This is a genomic window from Gracilimonas amylolytica (assembly GCF_002911695.1).
GTDB lineage: Bacteria > Bacteroidota > Rhodothermia > Balneolales > Balneolaceae > Gracilimonas > Gracilimonas amylolytica.
Window position 1 is genome coordinate 59,407 of sequence record NZ_PQBS01000011.1, and the last position, 23,178, is coordinate 82,584.

25 protein-coding genes, 1 tRNA gene and 1 other RNA gene are annotated in these 23,178 nt (G+C 43.2%); 11 read left to right on the forward strand and 16 right to left on the reverse strand.

What is annotated here, in order from left to right; all coding sequences use genetic code 11:
- Positions 1-29: 29 nt before the first annotated feature.
- Both C3B73_RS04095 and C3B73_RS04100 read left to right on the forward strand, forming a co-directional pair.
- Entirely contained in the window at positions 30-1,274 is a 1,245-nt protein-coding gene (locus C3B73_RS04095) for a 4-hydroxy-3-methylbut-2-enyl diphosphate reductase (RefSeq protein WP_269800978.1), read from the forward strand.
- 62 nt (positions 1,275-1,336) lie between these two features.
- Positions 1,337-1,756, forward strand: coding sequence for a secondary thiamine-phosphate synthase enzyme YjbQ (locus tag C3B73_RS04100; protein ID WP_103664370.1), 420 nt, complete (start codon positions 1,337-1,339; stop codon positions 1,754-1,756).
- 3 nt (positions 1,757-1,759) lie between these two features.
- Here the strand turns inward: C3B73_RS04100 and C3B73_RS04105 are convergent, their stop codons facing one another.
- Positions 1,760-2,335, reverse strand: coding sequence for a DUF2179 domain-containing protein (locus C3B73_RS04105; RefSeq protein ID WP_103664408.1), 576 nt, complete (start codon positions 2,333-2,335; stop codon positions 1,760-1,762).
- 172 nt (positions 2,336-2,507) lie between these two features.
- Between C3B73_RS04105 and ffs the strand changes: the two genes are divergently transcribed.
- Positions 2,508-2,608: signal recognition particle sRNA small type (gene ffs, locus C3B73_RS04110), an RNA gene on the forward strand.
- Positions 2,609-2,692: 84 nt separating this feature from the next.
- Here the strand turns inward: ffs and C3B73_RS04115 are convergent.
- The 3 genes from C3B73_RS04115 to msrA form a co-directional block, all read right to left on the reverse strand.
- Positions 2,693-3,265 carry a DUF2911 domain-containing protein gene (locus C3B73_RS04115; protein ID WP_103664371.1) on the reverse strand — a complete coding sequence of 191 codons (573 nt, stop codon included), beginning with the start codon at positions 3,263-3,265 and terminating at the stop codon, positions 2,693-2,695.
- A 22-nt stretch (positions 3,266-3,287) separates the two neighbouring features.
- Positions 3,288-4,397: an amidohydrolase family protein gene (locus C3B73_RS04120; protein ID WP_103664372.1), complete on the reverse strand. Its 1,110-nt coding sequence runs from the start codon at positions 4,395-4,397 to the stop codon at positions 3,288-3,290.
- Between the two features lie 117 nt (positions 4,398-4,514).
- Positions 4,515-5,138 carry a peptide-methionine (S)-S-oxide reductase MsrA gene (gene msrA / locus C3B73_RS04125; RefSeq protein WP_103664373.1) on the reverse strand — a complete coding sequence of 208 codons (624 nt, stop codon included), beginning with the start codon at positions 5,136-5,138 and terminating at the stop codon, positions 4,515-4,517.
- Positions 5,139-5,281: 143 nt separating this feature from the next.
- On the opposite strand from msrA, the gene C3B73_RS04130 reads away from it, so the two are divergent.
- The 3 genes from C3B73_RS04130 to C3B73_RS04140 all read left to right on the forward strand — a co-directional run bounded on the left by C3B73_RS04130 (position 5,282) and on the right by C3B73_RS04140 (position 8,928).
- A complete protein-coding gene (locus C3B73_RS04130) occupies positions 5,282-7,318 on the forward strand; it encodes a glycoside hydrolase family 97 protein (RefSeq protein ID WP_103664374.1) in 2,037 nt (678 codons plus the stop codon).
- 151 nt (positions 7,319-7,469) lie between these two features.
- A complete protein-coding gene (locus C3B73_RS04135) occupies positions 7,470-8,045 on the forward strand; it encodes a transposase (RefSeq protein ID WP_103664375.1) in 576 nt (191 codons plus the stop codon).
- A gap of 55 nt (positions 8,046-8,100) precedes the next feature.
- Positions 8,101-8,928 (forward strand): creatininase family protein, encoded by an 828-nt coding sequence (locus tag C3B73_RS04140; protein WP_103664376.1) that lies wholly within the window; start codon positions 8,101-8,103, stop codon positions 8,926-8,928.
- 26 nt (positions 8,929-8,954) lie between these two features.
- On the opposite strand, the gene C3B73_RS04145 is transcribed toward C3B73_RS04140, so the two are convergent.
- The 11 genes from C3B73_RS04145 to C3B73_RS04195 all read right to left on the reverse strand — a co-directional run bounded on the left by C3B73_RS04145 (position 8,955) and on the right by C3B73_RS04195 (position 17,286).
- On the reverse strand, positions 8,955-9,899 hold the full coding sequence (locus tag C3B73_RS04145; protein WP_157939421.1) for a 6-bladed beta-propeller: 945 nt from the start codon (positions 9,897-9,899) through the stop codon (positions 8,955-8,957).
- Positions 9,900-10,189: 290 nt separating this feature from the next.
- On the reverse strand, positions 10,190-11,104 hold the full coding sequence (locus tag C3B73_RS04150; protein WP_157939422.1) for a 6-bladed beta-propeller: 915 nt from the start codon (positions 11,102-11,104) through the stop codon (positions 10,190-10,192).
- 325 nt (positions 11,105-11,429) lie between these two features.
- Positions 11,430-11,516: transfer RNA gene (locus tag C3B73_RS04155), tRNA-Leu, on the reverse strand.
- A 464-nt stretch (positions 11,517-11,980) separates the two neighbouring features.
- On the reverse strand, positions 11,981-12,529 hold the full coding sequence (locus C3B73_RS04160) for a tetratricopeptide repeat protein (RefSeq protein ID WP_103664379.1): 549 nt from the start codon (positions 12,527-12,529) through the stop codon (positions 11,981-11,983).
- A 9-nt stretch (positions 12,530-12,538) separates the two neighbouring features.
- A complete protein-coding gene (locus C3B73_RS14060) occupies positions 12,539-12,727 on the reverse strand; it encodes a hypothetical protein (RefSeq protein ID WP_103664380.1) in 189 nt (62 codons plus the stop codon).
- Between the two features lie 5 nt (positions 12,728-12,732).
- Positions 12,733-13,374, reverse strand: a complete 642-nt coding sequence (locus C3B73_RS04170) for a deoxynucleoside kinase (RefSeq protein ID WP_103664381.1) — start codon at positions 13,372-13,374, stop codon at positions 12,733-12,735.
- Positions 13,375-13,377: 3 nt separating this feature from the next.
- A complete protein-coding gene (gene folK, locus C3B73_RS04175) occupies positions 13,378-13,866 on the reverse strand; it encodes a 2-amino-4-hydroxy-6-hydroxymethyldihydropteridine diphosphokinase (RefSeq protein WP_103664382.1) in 489 nt (162 codons plus the stop codon).
- Positions 13,854-14,216 (reverse strand): dihydroneopterin aldolase, encoded by a 363-nt coding sequence (folB, locus tag C3B73_RS04180; RefSeq protein ID WP_103664383.1) that lies wholly within the window; start codon positions 14,214-14,216, stop codon positions 13,854-13,856. The genes folK and folB overlap by 13 nt, the downstream gene beginning before the upstream one ends.
- 5 nt (positions 14,217-14,221) lie before the next feature.
- The gene (gene dnaA, locus C3B73_RS04185; protein ID WP_103664384.1) at positions 14,222-15,667 is read right to left on the reverse strand and encodes a chromosomal replication initiator protein DnaA; all 1,446 of its coding nucleotides are present in this window, start codon (positions 15,665-15,667) and stop codon (positions 14,222-14,224) included.
- A gap of 368 nt (positions 15,668-16,035) precedes the next feature.
- Entirely contained in the window at positions 16,036-16,896 is an 861-nt protein-coding gene (gene prmC, locus C3B73_RS04190) for a peptide chain release factor N(5)-glutamine methyltransferase (RefSeq protein WP_103664385.1), read from the reverse strand.
- A gap of 3 nt (positions 16,897-16,899) precedes the next feature.
- Positions 16,900-17,286: a hypothetical protein gene (locus C3B73_RS04195; RefSeq protein ID WP_103664386.1), complete on the reverse strand. Its 387-nt coding sequence runs from the start codon at positions 17,284-17,286 to the stop codon at positions 16,900-16,902.
- A 159-nt stretch (positions 17,287-17,445) separates the two neighbouring features.
- Between C3B73_RS04195 and C3B73_RS04200 the strand changes: the two genes are divergently transcribed.
- Positions 17,446-18,309 carry a hypothetical protein gene (locus C3B73_RS04200; RefSeq protein ID WP_103664387.1) on the forward strand — a complete coding sequence of 288 codons (864 nt, stop codon included), beginning with the start codon at positions 17,446-17,448 and terminating at the stop codon, positions 18,307-18,309.
- Positions 18,310-18,313: 4 nt separating this feature from the next.
- Here the strand turns inward: C3B73_RS04200 and C3B73_RS04205 are convergent, their stop codons facing one another.
- On the reverse strand, positions 18,314-19,012 hold the full coding sequence (locus C3B73_RS04205) for an HAD family hydrolase (RefSeq protein WP_232802985.1): 699 nt from the start codon (positions 19,010-19,012) through the stop codon (positions 18,314-18,316).
- A gap of 122 nt (positions 19,013-19,134) precedes the next feature.
- Here C3B73_RS04205 and eno point away from each other — a divergent pair, with 122 nt between their 5' ends.
- The 4 genes from eno (at position 19,135) to C3B73_RS04225 (ending at position 23,157) form a co-directional block, all read left to right on the forward strand.
- A complete protein-coding gene (gene eno, locus C3B73_RS04210) occupies positions 19,135-20,424 on the forward strand; it encodes a phosphopyruvate hydratase (RefSeq protein ID WP_103664388.1) in 1,290 nt (429 codons plus the stop codon).
- A 264-nt stretch (positions 20,425-20,688) separates the two neighbouring features.
- Positions 20,689-21,822: a DNA replication/repair protein RecF gene (gene recF / locus C3B73_RS04215; RefSeq protein WP_103664389.1), complete on the forward strand. Its 1,134-nt coding sequence runs from the start codon at positions 20,689-20,691 to the stop codon at positions 21,820-21,822.
- Complete coding sequence (locus C3B73_RS04220) at positions 21,819-22,112, forward strand: DUF721 domain-containing protein (protein WP_103664390.1); 294 nt, start codon at positions 21,819-21,821, stop codon at positions 22,110-22,112. Before recF ends, C3B73_RS04220 begins: the two co-directional genes overlap by 4 nt.
- A 34-nt stretch (positions 22,113-22,146) precedes the next feature.
- Positions 22,147-23,157, forward strand: a complete 1,011-nt coding sequence (locus tag C3B73_RS04225) for a CdaR family protein (RefSeq protein WP_103664391.1) — start codon at positions 22,147-22,149, stop codon at positions 23,155-23,157.
- The last annotated feature ends 21 nt before the right edge of the window (positions 23,158-23,178 follow it).

A 23,178-nucleotide genomic window follows, 5' to 3' on the forward strand; every position in this document is an offset into this window, starting at 1 on the left:
ATACAACCATGATCTAAAATCATAGAAGGTTGACAAGAAAGAAGTTTGACATACCGAAAATGTACCAGTCTCCAATCATTCGGAAGGTAAAGGAGGCGACCAAGATCATCGATCCGATGAAGAAGGATCTGGAGCCAACGGTGCTGGATTTTGGTCCGGTACAATTTCTGATCCCTCGATTTTTTGGATTCTGTTATGGCGTTGAGAACGCCATCGACATCGCTTACCGAACGGTGGCGGAAAATCCAGACAAGGATATCTATTTACTCAGTGAGATGATCCACAATCCAACTGTAAATGAGGATCTTCAAAAAAGAGGGGTGAAATTTCTGTTTGATACAGATGGTACAGAACACATTCCGATATCAAGCCTGAGCGAAGAGGATATTGTGATCGTGCCTGCTTTCGGAACGACCCTGGAGATACAGTCTCAACTTAAAGAAGTTGGCATTGATCCCTACCGGTTTAATACTACCTGTCCTTTTGTTGAAAAAGTATGGAAACGAGGGAAACAGCTGGGAAAGAAGGATTACAGTTTGGTGGTTCATGGCAAGCACCGGCATGAAGAAACACGGGCCACCTTCTCTCATAGCGCTGATCATTCTGCCGTTGTGGTCGTTCTGAATCCTGAAGAAGCTAAAATACTGGCTGATATCATGACCGGTGAAAGACCCGGTTCTGACTTTGAAAAATACTTTGGTCATAAGTCAACAGGTGGCTTCGATCCGATAAAAGATATGGAGCGATTTGGGGTGATCAATCAGACCACCATGCTGGCTACTGAAACTCAGGAAGTGATGGAGATCTTACGCGAGGCGGCTATCAAGCGGTTTGGCGAGGCTAATGTACTCGATCACTTTGCGGACACCTCAGATACGTTGTGTTATGCCACCAACGAGAACCAATCGGCCACTCTGGCATTGGCTGAAACAGATGCCGACCTGGCTATTGTGGTAGGTGGCTACAACTCTTCAAATACCATGCATCTGGTTGAGATCCTGGAGCATCATTTTCCAACCTATCATGTAAGGGATAAGGGAGAATTGAGTCCAGATTTAATTAATCATTTCGATCAGTGGGATAAAGAGATGAAGCGTACCAGGGACTGGCTTGCTATGAAAGAGAGTCCTCATAAAATTGCTCTGACCTCAGGTGCCTCCTGTCCCGATATTCTGGTAGATGAAGTGTTGCTTCAGATTCTGGAATACTTTGAGGATACAAATAAAGTGGGTGACGTTATCTCACCCTTTGAGGAAAAGTTGGAACCTGAATAAAGCTTAATGGTTTGATTCTGTTAGTTGGGTAACCAATAACAATTCAACGAATAACGAAGAGAATGTGGATCCAGAAAGAAATTCAGCTTGCACCCAAATCAAGAGGTTATCACATAATAACCGAAGAGATCTTAAGGGAAATGCCTGAGATCAATAATATTCAGACCGGTCTGGCTCATATGTTTATCAAACACACCAGTGCGGCACTTACCATTAATGAAAATGCAGATCCCTCAGTGCGGCGGGATTTCGAATCTCATTTCAATAGGGTGGTTCCTGAAGATACCTCACTTTATGAACACACTTTGGAAGGAACCGAAGATATGACCTCTCATATAAAAAGCTCTTTAATGGGCTCTTCTGTTACTGTACCGATTACCGCGGGACGATTTAACATGGGAACCTGGCAGGGGATATACTTATGTGAACATCGCAATAGAGGAGGCTCACGCAAACTGGTGATCACTTTACAGGGGGAGTGATATTTAAACTCCTTTTCTAATTCTCAGCAGCCGGTCCAAAGGACTTAAGTTATCTGAAAGGGGTAAGTGGTCGTGATGCTTATTGGAGTATTTCACTTCTTCAGTGGAGAAAAAGGCCTCCGGATCCAAGTCTTTAACAATATCGAAGACTTTATTCAGCTTTTTCCTTTTCAGTACCGTAAATATGATCTTGACATCATTAAACCCACCCTTGGCATCCACACTGGTTACGGCAACACCGGCTTCTTTAAGCGCTTCAATGATGTCCTGAGATTTTTGCAGGGTGATAATACGAACCAGAACGGTCCCGATCTTCATTTTATCTTCTATAAAAAGCCCCATGAAAGTACCGGCTGAAAATCCGGCAGCATAAGCTATGTAATTCACCCAATGATCCAGATTGGTTAGCAATTGTGCCACCACGATCACCCAGATCAACACCTCGAAAAAACCCAATACCGCTGATTCCCACTTATAGCCACGTGAAACCATGGTTATTCTGAGGGTACCAAGAGAAACATCGGCTATCCGCGAAAAAAATATAATGACAGGCAGTACAAATACAGAAAATTCAGGCATAAAAAATATCTTAGATTCGGGCTGCAATAATAAGGATAATTTAAACCACAGCGAACAGGATTCGAAATATTTACTGTGATCTGTTGATATGGATATTCAATACCTGATTTAGCAAACAAAGGGTAAATAATTCTTGATAGTGGAGGGTAATAACCCTTATCTTTAAAGCCTTGGGCAAGTCCTATACAGCCAGCTCCCTTTGAACTCCGTCAGGGCAGGAATGCAGCAGCGGTAATTAGGTCGTAGCGGCGTGATATAGGTCGCTTGCCCATTTTTATTTTTGGAAGTGTTATCCAATAAAAAACCCCGCACATGTATACATGTGCGGGGTTTTTTGTTTTTGGATCGAAAGTAGAATTACTCGGTTTCGATCGGTACAGGAACGCGAACTGTTCCCCAATGCAGGTTTAAATGAACTTTTGTATCTGACAGTTCATTGAAGTAGATCTCAAACCATTCGAGATCTGATCCTTCAGCAGGTTCAGCGGTTACACGTATCACATCATCAGACTGATCATAACCGTAAGCACCCCATGCAGGAGTACCGTCTTCACGGGTAAGATTACTGTTCAAAATTACGGTCCATTCGTTATCGTTTGGAATTGAAAACAGTGTGTAAGTTCCAGCTTCAACAGCTTCTCCACCAAAAATCACATCACCTGAAAAGGTTATAGTGGTAGATTCATTAGCTCCGGTTCTCCAAACTTCTCCGGCAGGAGCAAGTGTAGAACCTTCAGCAAAGTAGGTTCGGCCTTTGATACCAGAGCGGCCGTATGTAACAGTTACGACTGTAGTACCAATATTTTGGCTGACAGTGGCATTTGGACTCACTCTGGCTTCATTATTTCCTCTTTCCTGAGCGAAAGAAATGCCGGTCATAAGCAAAATCGCCAGCACAGGGATGATGGATAGTTTTATCTTGTTTTTCATTGTACCGAGTTTTATTGGGTTATTAGTTGGTTGTGTCGAATAGTGATTCATCAATGCCCGGTATTATTTTAAGGGCATTTTTGTAATACAGTTTTTGTAACACGTCATCGGGCAGATCTAATCCATACATTTGCCAGAAAGCGTGTCGTCTGCGAAAATAATCGAAATATTCATCGTCACTTTCGAGGACCCTGAAATAGGTGTGATATTCATGGGGGCGATAGGTGTCTTTACCGAACAGCAAGCGATCCTGATATTTTATAAAGAATTCTTTGGCAAAACGGGGCTGGCGACCAAGTTCAGCAATAATGGCAGCCGTTTCGGTGTATACATTCGGAAATTCATCCAGGTGTTCACCGAGTCGGGCCAGGTCATTTGCCATCCATCCAAAATGTGCGTTGATGAAGGTGGTTTCAGGATGTTTGCGGAATACATTCCACTGCTCCTGCATCACCACTTCCCAACTGGGATATCGGGTAGAATCTCCGCGATGGCGATCAGGGAAGTTCTTCATTTCCAGCCAGCGTTCGTTCTTGTGATCGATGGGGGCCCAGAAAACGGCCGGTTCCCCGGTGTGAATGAGAACCGGAATGCCCAGTTCTCCGGCTTTGGCCCAGACAGGGTCAATGCGTGGGTCGTCAGTATGCACACGGTTACCCTCTGTGTCTAAAACGGTCAATCCAAGATTCTTGAAGATCTTAACACCACGTGCGCCATTGTCATAATCTTCCTGAAGTTGTGCCACGGCTCGCTCAGTCCAGCCGGGTTCATCTATCCCGTCGAAATCAATATTGGCAAAGACCACAAAACGACCGGGAGCCTGCTCTCTGGCTGCATCCACCATCTCTTTGAGTGTGTTTCCGGACCGGCCACTCAGGTTAACCAATACCTTCATGTTCAGGCTGTCCATTTCACGCACGGTCTGTTTAAGATTCATGGACCCCATTCTCCAAAGGTGACTGTGAACATCGATGAACGGATATTTGGCGGAAGTGACTTCTTCACCGGGAATAACCAATGTGGATTCAGGCTGATATTCCTCGAAAGTCATGGTTGTGTCGGCTTCCTGAGCACAAGCCACAGAACCCGTTAGTACGAGCAAAAATACAAGATTAGTAAATAGTTTCTTCATAGGGTGTTATGTACAATGAAATAGTAAAATAGTTTGTGCAAATGTACACAGGACAACTGAAATTAAAAAAAGCTCTGTGATTTCTAATCACAGAGCTTTTGAAAAGAGTCTATATCTCTAAAACTTTGGGTCTTCCTTCAGAAGATGACCAAACTCCTTCTTAAACTTCGCCACCTTAGGTGCGATCACAATTGAGCAGTAACCGGCGTTGGGATTATTCTCAAAATAATTCTGGTGATAGTTTTCGGCTACAAAGTAATTTTCAAGTGGCTGGATCTCTGTGACGATGGGGTCTTCCCAAAGGTCTGACTCATCGGTTTTCTTTAGCGATTTTTCTGCAATCTCTTTCTGCTCTTCATTATGGTAAAAGATCACGGAGCGATACTGAGGTCCCACATCACTACCCTGACGGTTTAGAGTGGTAGGGTTGTGGGTATGCCAGAGCACTTCAAGCAGTTCTTCATAGGAGATGACCTCCGGATCGAAGTGAATACGGGCAACTTCCGCATGACCCGTTCGGCCTGTGGTTACTTCACGGTAGCTTGGGTTTTCTACATGTCCCCCCGAGTAACCGGCTTCTACGTGTTCAACACCTTCTACAATTTCATAAATAGCTTCAACGCACCAGAAACATCCGGCGCCAAAGGTGGCTTTCTCTAAGTTTTTATCCATGGTTTGGGCAAATAATAGGTTTGTACTGAGACTAATTAAAAGTCCTGCAATTAATAATTTTTTGTTCATGATATTTAAGACTGTGTTCTGCAAGTGAATGACATAACGCTGTAAACTTGACTGTATTTCAACAAAAAATCCCTTTACTTTCGTTTCTGTTAGCTAAAGATAGCAGACTAATTCCAAGGATACTTTAAATCATCGTTTTACTTATGAAATTTTACGCATTCACTCTCATCATTCTCTCTGCATTCATGCTTTCCTGCTCAAACTCATCAAAACAAGAGATTGGAAGCATGGATTTCGAGCAAACTTTTCAATCCCCTGGAGAATCTCTGACCCTGACCTTCTCGATGGATTCCGGAATTCCAGGCTACTCTATGTCATATAATGGAACTGAGATCATTACACCATCTGAGCTGGGAGTGGTATTCACTCAGGTTGATATGTCAGAAGGCTTGGCGCTGGATGCCTACGAGACCTCAGATCATGATGAGACATGGACCCAACCCTGGGGCGAGCAAAAGGAGATCCGAAATCATCATCGGGAGGTTAACCTGTTTTTCACTAAAAAGGGAAGCGGCGAAAAGATAAACCTCACGTTTCGTTTGTTTGATGACGGTTTGGGTTTCCGCTACGAATGGCCGGAGCAGGAGGGACTGCAGGATTTTGTGATCACGGATGAAGTAACGGAATTTAATCTGGCAGGCGATCATACCGGGTGGTGGATCGGTGCCTATCAGCTGAACCGCTATGAGCACTTATTCAACGAAACCCGGGTGTCTGAGATCGATACGGTTCATACCCCATTTACCATGAAAACGGATGATGGCTTGCATCTCTCCATCCATGAAGCCGCTCTGACAGACTTCGCGAGTATGACCATCGCCAATAATGGAAACAATTCATTAGAGGCTGATCTGGTACCATGGAAAAATGGTGATAAGGTACGCGGCTCGGCTCCGTATTTGTCACCATGGAGAACGGTCGCACTTGGCGAATCAGCCGGTGATCTAATGACCAACTACCTGGTGCTGAATCTAAATGAACCGAGTCAAATCAAGGATACCTCTTGGATCAAAACCGGTAAATACACCGGGATCTGGTGGGATATGCATTTGAATACAAAAACATGGGGATCCGGGCCTGATCACGGTGCAACGACAGAATACACGAAAGAACTCATGGACTTTACGGCCAAACACGGTTTCTATGGGGTATTGGTGGAGGGATGGAATACCGGCTGGGATGGTGACTGGGCGGCCAATTCAGACATCTTCAGTTTCACTGAAACCTACCCGGATTTTGATATTCAAGAGGTGACAAGATACGGCGATTCGTTAGGTGTAAAACTCATTGGTCACCATGAGACCTCGACGGGGATCTCCAATTACGAAGCGCAGGTAGAGGATGCCTTTGACCTGTACAATGAAGTAGGAGTGGAGGCCGTAAAGACCGGTTATGTCGGTGATTTTGTGGAAGGCGGTGAATGGCATCATGGGCAGTTTATGGTGCGCCATTACCGGGATATTGTGAAGCTTGCGGCAGAGCATAAGATCATGCTGAATGTGCATGAGCCAATCAAGGATACAGGGATCCGGAGGACCTGGCCGAATATGATGACCCGGGAAGGCGCCCGCGGACAAGAGTACAACGCCTGGTCAGTAGATGGTGGAAATCCGGTTGATTACACAACCATTGTGCCGTTCACACGCGGTCTGGTAAGTCCCTTTGATTACACTCCGGGAGTCTTTGATCTGCTTCTGTCTGACAAACCGGAAAACCCGGATAACAATCGGGTGAGCCACACCCTGGCGCATGAGCTGGCTTTATACGTAGTGATCTACAGTCCGCTGCAAATGGTTTCTGATCTTCCTGAAAATCTTGAAGCCAATCCTGTCGCTTTGGAGTGGGTGAAGGCAGTTCCAACTGATTGGGAAACAACGATCGTACCTGAAGCTGAGATCGGTGATCACACCATTGTGGTTCGCAAAGACCGAAATTCCAGCGACTGGTTCCTGGGTGGAATCACCGATGAGGAAGCCCGTCAGTTTGAGCTGAGTCTCGAATTTCTGGATCCCGGTAAAACCTATGAAGCTCACATCTGGGCTGATGGGGAAGAGGCAGATTGGGAGACCAATCCCTATCCACTGGAAAGAATCACCAAGGAGGTCACCTCAGAATCCATTCTTGAATTAGACCTTGCCAAAGGTGGCGGTTTGGCCGTATGGTTTGCAGCCAGAGATTAAGAGCCTGACGGAATTATTTAATTAATTTCAACACCCTGCCCGTAGAGGCGCGTTGCATCGCGTCTCTACGGGCAGGGAAATAATTATGATTTGAAATATTGGTTAGGGGAGATTATAATCTTGAGATAAAAGCAAGAGAATCGGGTTATAAATGACAAAATTTCGGGATAAATACAGGATAGAATCCAATCGGTGGGAATATTGGGATTACAAAAACCCCGGAGCTTATTTCATTACCATTTGTACAAAACACAGGCAACATTTTTTCGGGACGATAGAAGGAGGCAGAATGATCCTGAACGAGGTGGGATCAATTGCCAGAGCCGAATGGAAGAGAACACCGAAGATCCGCAAAGACATGAATTTAACATTGGGTGAATTTGTGATCATGCCGGATCATATGCATGGGATCATTATTATCGGGAATAACGAATATAATACACCAGAAATACCTTCGAACCCCGGTAGAGACGCGATGCATCGCGTCTCTACCGGGGTTGATCTTGAAACCGATTCACAAAAAAGATTTGGACCACAACGTAAAAACCTGGCGTCGATCATACGCGGATATAAATCGGCTGTAACCATTCATTCCCGAAAAATAAACCCAGAGTTTTGCTGGCAATCAAATTATCATGACAGGGTGATCAGAAATTATAGGGAATACGAATCTATTGCCGATTATATCTTAGACAATGTTCGGCGATGGGAATTGGATACGAAATAATCGCTGAAATTTCCGTATCTATATATTCAAAACCCATTCTAAAGCAATTTATATCATGAAAAAAGCCATATTGTTGCTAATGATCATTCCGATCTTTTCCGGGAATAATCAGGCACAGGATTCACCAACAACCCGTGAAATGAACCTTATAAACTGGCTGGAATTTGAGGAATTTGTGCCCGAAAAGATTGAAACGGTGTTATTGCCTACCGGAACCCTGGAGCCACATGGGGTGATTCCAAATGGATCTGATAACCTGGCCCCGGAGGCTATGGCAAGGGAGCTGGCTCCTGAATTGAACGCGATGGTAGCTCCCACTTTGAATTATGGTATGACAGGGACACTGGCCGCTTATCCCGGTGCTTTTGCTATGAGTGAAAACGTGTATCGTGCTTTTGCGGGAGAGATCCTGGAAGGATTACACAAAAATGAATTTAAGAATATCATCATACTCAATGGTCACGGTGGTGGACAGACCGCCGTGCTTCAGGACCTGGCAGCTGAATTATCAAATAAATTACAGGTTCGGATCATGGTCATCAATTGGTGGAGCCTGGCTTCTGAAGATACCTTTACCGTGTTTGGTGAAAATGGAGGTCATGCCGGAAATAATGAATCAGCCTACATGCAGGCCATAACTCCCGATCATATACATCCTGAGTGGTACTCCGGAGAAGAAATGACGACCCCGTATCCGAGTGGTACTTCCTGGTCGGCTTACCCGTTTCCTTCATCCATAGGATTATATGAGCCGGGGCAAGGGCATCCGACTTTTGATCAGGCTCAGGCTGAAGAATATTTTGATAGAGTTAATACCCGTGTGGGCAACCTGATCAAGGATGTTATCGAAAAGTGGGATATGGCGGGGTTATTTCGGGAATGAAAAGCAGTTACTGAGTTTTATGACTTTTATAGAGATATAGGGCTTTTATATACCATTCCATCTTCGGATGAAGCAAAATAAACTGTGTTGCTTTCGTTATCTACATCAAATGCTGCAAGGTAACCAACATGAGCAGGAAGTGTATAAATGTCTGTTATTTCACCTGCACTGTTTACTTTGATTAGTTGCTGAGGGACTTCTGAGTTTTTTCTGTTTGAAAGAATGACGATCTCTTTATCAATGACCTCAAGATCATTGATATAAGCGTAAGCGGGAAGCCCTCCCGGTGAGTTTTTAGCTTTTTCTACCGTTGCCCTGAAAATGTCTTCGTTATATGGCAGTTCAATTTTTTGCTCCCAAACCAGTTTGCCATTCTGATCATATTTTTGAAGGATACTGTAAGCATTCAGGAAAGCGTAAATATGATCATTATCTGTCCTTAAGGTGACCATGTTCTTGTAAAGGCCTGGGATCTCACCATTTTTGAGTTGGTTGAGACTTTCCTGAAAATCCACAACTTCTATGCTTTCACCTTTTGGAGTTCCAAAGTAAAAGGTAGAATCAGTGTTGAAATCAGTAACAGAAAGAAGAGTACTGTCAACACCCCCGGTAGCGATAATATATTTGGTTCTGTCAATAGCGGAGACTTCTTTAAGTATTGCAGCTGACTTATATGCATGACCGTTAATAAAATTACCTTCGGTATCAAATTTAGAGATCATATTTAGATTGGTATCGATCACATGTATCACATCATCCGTGACAAATAGGTTATCAATACGAATAAATTCACCCGGACCTCTTCCTTCACGCCCAAATGATGTGATCAGATCCCCTAATTTACTAACCAAACTGACCTGCTTTTGGTCAAAGTCTACAATAGCCACTGAGCCATTTTCAAGTATTGCAAGTTCTGTAGGCTGAGCAATATTGTGAGTTTCAAAATCGGTAAAGGTAAAAAGTGTATCCACCGAAACCATAGTGACTTTGTCAGGTTGCTTTGAAGAATCATCTTGAGTTTGTGAGCAACCAATTATCATTAAAATGATGCAGGTAAAAAGAAGATATTTATAAGGCATACAGATCAATACAAGTTATTTAATATTAGGTCTATATATAATTATAAGTTATGAATATCAATAAGTGAAATACTTATATAAGTATCCAACCGGTCTGTAATGATTTCGTTCAGATACCAATCTCTGTGGGAAACAAAATGCAAACTTTGGGCATGCCGGTATAAAATCACTTCAATTATAGGTTACAATTTTCCCTTGTAAACGATCCCGCTCATAGCATCCGAAACATAAAGGGTGTTACTATTTGGATCGATGGCGAAGCTTAGAACTTGCATGTCAGAATCAGGCATTTGATATAAAGTGGTTATTTCCCCATCTGCATTAACCCTGATGAGATGCTGTGATGAATTGCGGGCTTTATTCCCCAGTAAATAAATACCGGAGTCCACGAATTTGGCAGAATATATGTAAGTTAAAAATGGTAGAAAATTGGGAGATTGCCCGGCTGCTTCTGCAATGTCTGACTTTAACTGATCATTATCGGGCAGGTCAAGGTGTCGCTCCCAAACCAATTCCCCATCCCTGGTGTATTTTCTTAACTCACTGTAAGAGTTTAGGAAAGCATAAACGTGATCTTCATCTAAAGTCAGTATCACATTATTTTTGAAATAATCCGGAATTTGGCCGTTTTCAATGGCATTGCGACTCGCTTCCATATCCATATCTTCTATGAGTGAGATCTTGGCTTCTCCAAAAAGTTGAGAAGTATCGGTATCTGCTTTGCCCCATTTTATGAGTTTTTCATTCTCACCATTTGCCCCGGTGAAGAATTCGCGGTCATCTGACAACGCAATGGAGCCACCCATCGCCTTACTTTTATACCCATAACTGTCCACAAAATTTCCATTCAGGTCGAATTCCAACACTTTGAACTGATTCGCATCTACTACATTCAATAAGCCTGAGGCTACCGTAAGGTTACCTGGGTAAATAAACTCTGCCGGACCACGCCCTTCCTTACCAAACTGTGCCACTGAATCACCGTCTGATGTGACTATGGTGATCTTTTTGATCTGACCATCAGCCACAGCAATATTACCGTTAGGTAGAATTTCGATGGAGCCGGGCCGGGAAATACCGTGTGAGTCAAAATCCATGAACTTGTACAATGTGTCAATTTTGACTAACTGAGGTTCGGTAGGTACTGAAGGAGACTTCTCAGAACACCCCAAGGAGATGACTGAGATAAGCAGAATGAAAAGAAGTGATCTTAAATGCATGACAAATAATTCGTTACTAATTAAATAGTAATTACCCGAATTAGTTGATGAATGTCAAGAAAGGGTGACGACGTATTCCCCCTGCCCGTAGAGACGCGATGCATCGCACCTCTACGGGCAGGGGAATTAATAAATGAGAAGAGATGAAAATCAGCCAAACAAAAAAAGCCCGTTTCTTGAACAAGAAACGGGCTTAATTAAATGGTGCTCACGAGAGGAATCGAACCTCCACGGCCGTTAGGCCATACGCCCCTCAAGCGCACGCGTCTACCAGTTCCGCCACGTGAGCATTGGTAACATGTTTGGTAACATGTTTGGTAACATGTTTGGTAACATGTTTGGTAACATGTTTGGTAACAAATTCAAGGGCGACAAAGATAGCACTTTTAGCCTTCAAATTTCAATGCTTTCCCTAAAAAACATGAGGTTCATTAGAGATATATCCGCTCCGACGCAGAGCGTCAGGAGCGAGAGATGTGAAAATTACGGTAACATCTTAGTTTGGCATTAGAACAGAGATAATAATTCCTATCACAAGCGGGACGCTTGCGATAGTTTTATATGAGCGAGGATCAGCTGTTAAGATATTTCTACTCCGATTCAGTGCGAATGGAGTGAGGAAGATATATTTGGGATAAATTCACTTTTAAGCAGAGTGTCAAAAGCGAGGAGGATGGTGCCACCAATATCCGAAACCTGGTTACGTACGCTCTGCGTCGTAACCAATTAATTCAACAGTTCAGTGTACGATGTTCACTCTTCTTCTTCCAGCTGCCGCTTGGCATAATCATTTTCAGGGTCGATCTTTAGCGCTTGCTCATAATATGTACGGGCTTTGTCAGGCTGACCGCCTTTGTTGATCATATCACCCATAAGGATCCAGTTTTCGGCATCCTGAGGGTCTTTTTTGATGCGCTCGATCAGATAAGGAATAGCTTCCTGACCACGGTCGGTCATCAGCATGAGCATCACCTTATTACGGTGAGCGGCAGAGGTGTCGGCCATTTCTATGGCTTTATCAAAATCTTCTTCAGCGCCCTCCAGTTTTTCCAGCTGCATTCTGACATTTCCACGGAGGTTGTAGTAGGGAGCATTGTCATCATCGATCTCGATCGCTTTTTCGATCGCTTCAATGCTTTTATCAAATTGATTCAGTTGCTGCATGACCAAAGCCTCGAGGTAGTAAGCCTCATGCGAATCCGGATGGTCTTTTTGTAGCTCTCTTGCAACATCCAGAGCATAATCAATGTCTTTTTCTCTTAGTAATTCAAAACCTTTATTCAGTTTCTCTTCGAAATTCATGGAGTGTGTTTAATTTTCTTTATTAGAAAGATCTTCGTATTCAGCTTCTTCTATCTCATCGAAGCTTTGTTTTCTTCTGTTTGAACGTCCGCTAAACGGATCAAAACTCTTGTTTTTCTCATTGGAAGTTAAGAACAATCTGTTGATATATCTTACCAGGAAGAAGAATATTATGACAAAAAATAAAAACTTAAGCATTTCACTCAGGGTGAGATGTGGATATGGGTGTTGGTTGTAATGGGTTTCTCAAAGATCTGTTTTTCAATGTAATCCAGATGCTCACTGTTATTTACAAAATCGATCTCTGAAGCATTCAATACGATCAGCGGTGCCCGGTTATAATGATGAAAGAAATGATTATAGGCATCATTCAGTTCTTTAAGATACTCAGGAGTGATGTGACGCTCATAATCCCTGCCACGATTCTCAATGTTCTCCATCAGTCGTTCAACTGAAGATTGAATGTAAATGATCAGATCAGGCTGAGCCGCAATGCCCGTCATGATGCTGTAAATATTATCGTATAGCGCCATTTCATCCTGATCCAGGTTCAGGCGGGCAAAGATGCGGTCTTTATCAAAGATATAGTCAGATATCGTGAATTGGTGAAACAGATCCTGATTCATCATATTCTGCTGCTGCTTGAACCGGCTCGCTAAAAAGGCAAGCTGTGTTTGAAAAGCGTATCGCTCACGGTCCTCATAAAACTTTGGCAAAAAGGGATTGTCCTCAAATTCCTCCAGCACCAATCGGGCATTTCTGCGCTCTGCCAGCAGAGAGGCAAGAGAAGTCTTTCCGGCTCCAATTACACCTTCGATCGCAATAAAATCATATGAGTTGGGCATCAGCTACCAATTCAGGGTTGTTTTAACAATGTCGAGCTTGGGTGCTTGTTCGATCAGTTCATCCACATGTTGAGCAGACACGGGATCCTGCCAATCGGGTAAAATATCCTTTAAGGGTAAAAGAACAAACAAACGGCTCTTATATTCTTGATGAGGAATGATAAGGGTATCTGTTTCAATGACCAAGTGATCCCAGCCAATTATATCAAGGTCTAACGTTCGGGCGGTCCACTTGGGATAGCGTGAAGGGCGACCCTGCTTTTTTTCCTGTGCCTTTAGTTTTTCGAAAAGCTGAGAAGGTTCCAGTTCAGTTTCAATAACGGCAACGGCATTCAAAAAATCTTTTTCCGAAGGACCAACCGGTTCGGACCTATAAATAGAAGACTTTTTGATGGGGGTAAGACTAATGTCTTCTAAAAATTTACAGGCTGTTTTAAGCTGCTTATGAGGGTCATCAAGATTGGACCCCAATGCAATAATTACCTGGGCCATGACATATGGGCTTCGGTATGATCGACAGGCGCCTCGATCGGCGGTTTCAGTTTGCGAACTTTGACTACGATCTTTTCACATTGATCCTCATACTCTTCGTACAGCTTGTTTCCGATCCGGTAACACAAGGTTTCGATCAAGTCAACGGATGCTCCTTCCATGATCTCAGAAGTTAGGTTCTGAACCTCTGTGTAGTTGATAGCCTTGTTGAGGTCATCAGTTACTCCTGCTTCAGAAAGGTCGGTATGGAAGAATACATCTACGATAAATTCATTGCCCTCTTCCTTTTCGAATTCCTGAACACCGTGGTATCCGAGAAATTTCATTCCGTTTACGGAGAGGATATCCATCACGATCAGAGGCTGGCTACTTCAATACGCTGATGCAGTTCTTCAACCATTCGCTTATGCTTAGGGCTGGTTGAAATCCGTTCTTCAACAGTAGAAATAGCATGAATGACCGTAGAGTGATCGCGACCACCAAAATGGAGTCCGATGGTTTTCAGGCTCGACTTCGTGAATTTCTTGGAGAGATACATCGCGATCTGTCGGGCTTCAACGATCTCCTGCTTCCGGGTTTTCTCACGAACCTTATTGGTATCGATGCCAAAATAATCACACACATAATTTTGTATAGATTCAATGGAGATCTGTGTGTTGGAATCTTTGACCATATCCTTCAGCACGCGTTTGGCCATTGCCAGATCGATATCGTCAATATTTTGCAGAGAGGCATGTGCCAACAGTTTGATAATAGCGCCTTCAAGGTCTCTTACATTCGATTTGAAGTTATGTGCGATGAATTCAATGATCTGAGGGTCGATCTCTATGCCGTTGTCATTTGCCTTGCGTTCAAGGATGGCGTAACGGGTTTCATATTCAGGCATTTTAAGGTCAGCGCTCAGTCCCCAGCCAAAGCGGGAGATAAGTCGCTCTTCAATATCAGGAACATCCTTTGGGGCGCGGTCACTGCTAAGGATGATCTGCTTACCATCCTGATGCAGGGCGTTAAAGATGTGGAAGAATTCTTCCTGTGTTTTTTCCTTTCCACTGAAGAACTGAATGTCATCCACCATCAATACATCAATATTACGATAGAACATGGAGAATTCACTGGCCCGGTTATTACGGATGGCGTGTACGAACTCGTTGGTAAAAGCTTCTGAAGAGATATACAAAACGGATTTTTCATCCCCGAATTTCTCTTTGATCTTATTGCCTATACTTTGAACGAGGTGTGTTTTTCCGAGTCCGGTAGGGCCGTACACAAAAAATGGGTTGAATGAGTTACTGCCGGGATTATCAGCGATCGCCATGGCGGCAGAACGGGCAAGACGGTTGCAATCACCTTCAATGAATCGTTCGAACACATAATTATTATTCAGGTTCGAGTCGATCTTGGTCTTTTTAATACCGGGGATCACAAACGGATTCTCAATACGATCCGGCTGGTATTCCGGATAGCCGGCCGATTCCTGAGGTTGAACCGGACCCATAGGGCGTTGCGGCATTCTCACTGATCGGTTGTTTTCAAACTGATCAGACTTCTCCATTACTATAGAGTACTCGAGTTTGCCTTCCGGCCCCAGTACTTTTGCCAGCGTTGAACGCAACATATTATAGTAGTGCTCTTCCAGCCATTCATACCAAAACTGACTGGGTACCTGTATGGTGAGCGTACTGTCTTTTAATGACACCGGTTTGATCGGTTCAAACCATGATTTATATTTCTGATAGCTGATGTTGTCCTTTATAATTTCGAGGCAGTTATCCCATGCCTTCTCAACCGATAACTCGTGCAATTGTCCAAATCCCCCTAACGGTGTTAGCTTAAAATAGTTTGATCCATTCCTCGTCAGTTATCCACAAGTAAAGATAATGGTCTGACTTCGTTCGGTTTTGAAAATGGTAATTTATTGGGCACTTGTCAAACCTATGTTTGGCTATTTTTGAAAAGTTATCCACATTACATTAAACAGCGTAAGTTATTGGCGCACAACGTTAAATAAAAAACTGCAAAAAATTCCTAAAAAGAGCTTGACACCCCGTAACATTGCCGTAACACTGAATTAACCTTTTTGAAAAACCGACATTAGCAGTACTAAAAACTTTTCCACAAGTTTTCCACATTTGTAGAAAGTTTTACACCGATAAATTTCCGTGCAAAAAATCAAGCCTTTTTTGCTTTAAAAAATCTCTTTTTTTCATCGAGATCTTTCAGGGTTTCCGAAGACCAATCAGAGGCTTCGAAAAGCTTTGTTACCTTAGTACCTAACTCGTGGTGGAGTTCAAAGTAAACCGTGCCGTTTTCTTTCAAAGATGACCTGCAAATTGACTCAAGAGCTTTGTACATCTTGTCCGTGGATTCACAAAAAAGAGCGAGCTCAGGTTCGAACTCTACCACCTCTTTATCTAAGGTGTCTTTTTCGTGAGGTTCTATATAAGGTGGGTTTGATATAATGATATCAAAAGTGTCAGGCTTGATGTGTTGTGGCTTAAACAGATCGTCCTCAAAAAAGGTGATATCTACCTCATTATAAGCGGCATTACCTTTGGCGATCTCCAAAGCTTCTTGGGAAATATCAGTGGCATACACATTCCAGTCAGGCTTTTCTTTTTTGATGGCAACGGGAATACAACCGGATCCGGTACCTATATCCAAAATATTCAGATCTTTTTTGTCCTTGTTCTCTTTGAGGATCAGATCCACGAGCTGCTCGGTTTCCTGCCTGGGGATGAGTACGCCCGGCTCAACCTTGATCTGCACGTTCAGAAAATCAGTTTCTCCTGTAATATATTGCAGAGGCTCATGCATCGATCTTCTCTTGACCATGGGGCGTAAGGCATCGAGTTCTTCTGAGGAAAGTGGACGGTCGTACATTAAGTAAAGATCCAGCCGTTTGACGCCTAAAACGTCGGCAAGCAGCCACTCTATACTAAAGCGCGGGGACCTGATCTCTTTTTCTTCAAAGAAATCAGTGGCCCATTCAAGCATGCTAAGAACCGTCCATACGGAAGGTGTGTTAGCCATAAATTATTCTTCTTCAGTTTCAGCCGGTGGCTGTTCTTCCTGAAGAGTTAATCCGTGGCGTTTAGAGAAATCGAGAATGAAATCGATAACGTTGGTCTCAACGGTTTGCTCTTCGGATAGTGAACTACCCCTGAAACCCATGCGACCACCGGTCTTTTTCAATACGATCTTATTGTGTTTCCCTTTACTTTCAAGAATACAGGTAAGGGTAACACTGGAGTTGATCTGTTTTTCATATTCTTCGTAAACCGCTACATAAATGGTTTCAGAAGTCCCCTCAGGAGAATATTCGTATAGAAATTTTGGTGGATGTTCTTTAAACAATTTGGATGACATTCTGCGAAGCGTTGCAGTTGGCCCAAATACGAAATATGTTGTGTGTGAATTCATGCTTTGTAGCTTGAATTAATTATTTTATGGATGTGTTTATTACTAAAAATTTGTGGTGAAAATAACAGGATATTGTATTAACGCAATAAGAAAAAGTAGAAAATTTCGTTAACGCAACGTCTAACGGGCTCAAAACCATTATAAACCCAACATTTATCGATGAAAAAATTTATTGCAGTCTTTCTATTTGCGGCTCTTTTCTTAACAAATAATGCCCTCGCACAGTTTGGTGAGCCTGAGGTGCGTCAGGTGGATGCCCCTAAGAATTTATTTGATGAAGGTTACAAAACCGGCTTTGGTTTTAACCTGGCTCTCTCAGATTTTGGGTTTGGAGCCGGCGGTCAATTCAGGTTTGGTCTGAGGCCCTACACCGAAGCATTGATCACACTTAAGATCTCAGGTTTGAAAGATCCGACGGAACAAACCTTTACGGATTTTCTTGGATACCGTACCACACCGGATAAATATCAGCGGATCATTTCTGTTCCGCTATACTTTGGAATTAAACAGCGATTCATGCCGGAAAAAATTGCTGATAACTTCAGATTATTCAGTTCGATCAGTGCCGGACCGACTTTCGCGTTTTCCTACAGCTATTTTGACGATGTGAATGAGAATGGATTTCGGGAAAATGATGCGCGTATTTATGGTTTCACGGAACGCACGAATGATATTTTTACAGGCTGGGGTGATTCGGAGACCCATTGGGGTATGGGAGGCGAATTCACCATAGGAATAGATTTTGGGGATAATTTCGCTAACCTCTCAACGGTGCAGTTTGGCTATACGATGAATTATTTTCCGAATGGAATACAGGTTCTGCAACCCTGTAAAGCTGACCTGAACAGGATCGGTGAGGCCCCGCTGAACCCATGTGGTGTGGGAGGTAATTACACGGAGGTCTTTTTCCAGGATCAAAGTGGGAATATCTTTTCAGAACAGGCTCCCCTTGAGAAAGCTAACGACCCCAGAAAATATTTCGGATCTGCACAGATCAGCTTCATCTTTGGCTGGATGTGGTAAATGATCAGCTTGAGATCAATTCGCTAAACCATATTTCAGGTTCTGAGAGATCATCAAGGATGAGTTCAGGATTGTGTTCGGCAAGATCTTCACGGCTATACTTTCCGGTAGTAACCGACACGCATTTCATTCCGGCATGTTTGGCACACTGAATATCTCTTGGGGTATCACCGATGATCACAAATCGTGAAGGGTCAGGATCAATGCCCATTTGTTCGCGAACTTGTTCAATGGCTATAAACGGTAAGTTGTTTCGGTCTTTGTCATGTTCACCAAAAGCTCCGATGCTGAAATCGTAGCCTATTCTGCCTGCCTTTAATTTGATCACTGCTGCCTTGGGATAATTACCGGTTAGCAGACCTCGGACAAAATCACGGCGGCTAAAAAAGTTGATGGCTTCATCAACATAGCTGTGGCGATAAACAAGATCGTAGTTTAACCGTTGCTCCAATTCTCTGAGATAGGCAGATTTAAACGTTTGATACAGGGCTTTATCATAGCCATGGTTTACAAAAAAGGAGGTAAAGATATCATGATCGGTTCGGCCCGAAAATGAATCCTGTTCCAGCTGTGGATAGTGTATGTCATGTTCATCCAATAACTCTCTTAACATTGCGCGGTTAAATCCACGATCGACGGTTAACATGGTTCCGTCAATATCGAATAAAATGATCCAGGGGTGACTCATGAATGAATAGTTCATTGATAGTTAATATCATCTTCACTTTAAGTTACGAATATTGAGGTGAAATGGCTTTAAGTACAGGTTAAATAACAGTACCTTTAAGCAGTAAGAATCTCACTTAACTAATCGGAGAATTAATAATGAGTTTTATAGAAGACATTCATGCAAGACAGGTGATCGACTCGCGGGGTAATCCAACCGTGGAAGTTGACGTTACACTTGAAACCGGAACGGTAGGCAGAGCCGCGGTTCCTTCCGGCGCATCAACCGGAGAACACGAAGCCGTAGAATTACGCGATGGTGACAAAGATTATTATTTAGGCAAAAGTGTTCTGAAAGCCGTTGAAAATGTGAATACGGTGATCGCTGAGGAATTATTGGGTCTTTCAACTTTCAATCAGGTGTATCTGGATGATCTCTTACTTGAGCTGGATGGCACGCCAAACAAGGCAAAACTGGGAGCCAATGCAATTCTTGGGGTATCCATGGCCATTGCAAAAGCCGCCGCTAAAGAACTGGATATGCCGTTGTGGAGATATATAGGTGGCGTAAATGCTAAAGTGATGCCGCTACCAATGATGAACATCATCAATGGGGGATCTCATGCGGATAACAGTGTGGATATGCAGGAATTTATGATCATGCCGGCTGGAGCTGAGACCTTCAGCGAGGCTCTGCAAATGGGATCAGAAATATTTCATAATCTCAAGAAAGTATTGAGTGATGCCGGATACAGCACAGCTGTTGGCGATGAAGGTGGATTTGCTCCAAACCTGAAATCCAATGAAGAAGCGATCGAGGTGATCCTAAAAGCAGTGGAAAAAGCAGGCTATACACCTGAAGAAGATGTGCTGATCGCGTTGGATCCGGCTGCTTCTGAATTTTATAATACTGAAACCGGACTCTACGAATTCAAATGGAGTGACGGTTCCAAAAAAGATACCGATGCCATGGTGGAATACTGGAGTGACTGGGTGGATAAATATCCTATCATTTCCATAGAGGATGGCTTGGCTGAAAATGACTGGGATGCCTGGGAAAAACTAACTGATGCAGTGGGCGATAAAGTACAGCTGGTTGGGGACGACCTGTTCGTAACCAACACCGAGCGATTGGCTACCGGTATAGAAAGAGGTATTGCAAACTCGATACTGATCAAGGTAAATCAGATCGGTACCATCACCGAAACCCTGGATGCCATTGAGATGGCACATAAGAACGGATACACAGCAGTGATCTCTCACCGATCAGGTGAAACGGAAGATGTGACCATTGCTGATCTGGCTGTAGCAACAAATGCCGGACAGATCAAGACAGGTTCTATGAGCAGAACCGATCGTATTGCCAAATACAATCAGCTGCTTCGAATTGAAGAACAGCTTGGTGATACGGCCCTGTTCTTAGGAAGAGATACTTTTGGTTTAGGATAAAACCATAAAGCATTCATCTTAAAAAGCCACTGATCAAGCAGTGGCTTTTTTTGAGGGAAGTCGTTAAGAGTGTGATCAAATCGGCAGAATAAATAAAATTCAAAAAAAGTTAGTATCCGCATAATAAATGCCGGATTATAGAGTTATAGAATCACTTACATACACATAGTAGCTTTCTAAGGAGCCGGCATTTGGATTGATAGCCGGCTCTTTTTTTATTATTAGCCCCTGTTATAAACTGATAGAATGCGTACCATATAGCGTATGCGAAATACCCACACAGAACTACTTAATTTCAGGAATCATGTGGAGACCAAGATCGATTGGGCTCCGCATTTAAATGTAATAACGGGGCCAAACGGTTCAGGAAAAACCAGTTTGATCGATGCTATTCATTACCTGTGTATGTCGCGTAGTTTTGTTTCTAACACCGATATGTATGTGGTCAATCAGGATGAGAGCTATTTCATGATAAAAGGCCACTTTGAGGGGCAAATACGTTCTGAATTTGATGTATCCTGTACCTATTCACGGGGTGATGGGAAAAAGATCTTTGTGAATGACTCTCCCCTTGAAAAACTATCCGATCTGATCGGTATGGTACCGGTGGTCACCCTTACTCCCGATGACAAAAAATTAACGCTGGAAGGCCCGGCAGAAAGGCGCAGCTACATCGATTCATTTATCAGTCAGATCTCACCCGGATATTTGCGGGATCTGATCGAGTTTCGGAGGGTGAGGAAGCAGCGAAATAGTTTACTTCAGGAATACCGGGGACCGGCTTCGGTACTTGAAGCCTATCTGGAGCCCTGGAATGTGCAGTTGGTTGAGACCGGCTCCAGGATCGTGGCTAAACGATATGAAGTTCTGGAAAAACTTAAAGATTATCTGGAAGAAGATTATGCCATGATTTCCGGCATGGATCTGACGACCAACCTGGAATATCAGACCTTTTGCACGCCGGGGTCAGATCCGAAAGAAATTGAAAAGGCCTACTTTGAAGAACTTGAAAGAGTACAGGCAAAAGAAATTGAAAGGGAGATCACAACCGTTGGACCACACAGAGATGAGGTGGTGTTTTATCTGGATGATTTTGAATTGAGGCGGTTTGGGTCACAGGGCCAACATCGCCTGTTTGCACTCTCGTTGAAGCTGGCGCAGCTGCATTATTATTCCGATGAACTTGATGACCTGCCTATCCTCATGCTGGATGATGTGTTTGGCGACCTGGACCTGAAAAAAACTGAGATATTGCTAACCGCTCTTCAACAACATAAAGGTCAAATATTCATAACTTCCGCTAACCCGGTACCCTTTAAAGATTATGTGACCTTTGATGGTGAAAATAACCGGTTCTATAAAGTTGAAAACGGTAGGGTTGAAGAGGTGAATACATGAGATTTGATACGCCAAAATCATTGAGTTCTGTATTGGAAGATTTCCTTGAGAAATTTCCTCAGAAGCGAAAGCTTAAACAAGGCATGATCTTGTCAGCTTTTGAGGATGTGGTGGGCAAGCGGCTGGCATCAGAAGTTGAGGACCTTCACTTTGAAGGTAACAAGCTGGCGATGAAGGTCAAGCATCCGGCCTGGCGGCACGAAATTCACTCCAATCGGTTTAGCATTGCCAAAAAATTGAACTCAAAAGTAAAAGGCGATATCATTGCTGATATCATTGTTCGCAGTTAGTTGATTAAACTAAACCCTGCATCTATATTCTTTCATGACAGATTTTTTTAACCACCCATTTATTAATCAGATAAAAGACCTTTTTAAGTCGGGTACCAAACCCGGTGTTGAAGAAGAGGAGGTCAGCTTTCTGCGTCGGGAAAAAGTGGTGGTTTTTATAGGTGCCTACATTATGGCAGTGGCTTTATGGTTTATTGTGAACCTGAGTGGCAGTTACAGCATCAATGTAAATTTACCCATTGAACCGGGAAATATACCTGAGGACATGGCGCTGACTGAAGAACTTCCTGAATTTGTACAAGCTGATGTTGCCGGTGATGGCTGGCAGTTGCTTTCTCTTTTTAATGATCCGCCTACGGTGATCATCAATATTGATAATGAAGAAGTTAATTTATTCGATCAGGTTCGCCAAAGGCTGAGTTATTTGCAGGGAGTGGATATTGCCAAGGTTCAACCCCTGTTGGTCCGCCTTGATATGGAAGCCAAAGTATCCAAAAAGATCCCTGTGGTACTCAACACAGATATCCAATTTCAGAACAGATTTGGTATGATCGGGGAACCGGTGATCAGCCCTGATAGCATCATCATAACAGGAGCGGCTTCAAAAGTGGCAGATATAGATGAATGGGTAGTTCAGGATACACTAAGGCTGAAAGGGGTCAGAAATGATATTTCACGGAATATTGAATTGCAGGAAAGTACCGGTGTGATCGAATTGTCTGAAACGGAGATACAGTTTGAGGCTGATATCTCAGAGTTTACAGAAGGAGAGACTACTGTTATCATCAACACAAGAGGTTTGCCAAGGGGACAAAACGTTACCTACAACCCGGCATCGGTAACTATTACGTACGATGTTCCCATAGAGCAATTTGCAGAGGTCGAAAAATTGCAGCCGTATCAGGCCTATGTACCATATTCAAAGATCCTTGAAGACTCAACCGGTTATGTTACGCCAGACATTGACCTCACTGAATCCGACTATGAGTTACGGCTCCGTAATTTTAAGCCCAAGGCCGTGGCTTACTTTACTGTCATTAACTGATCCAATTATTTAAAAATTCAG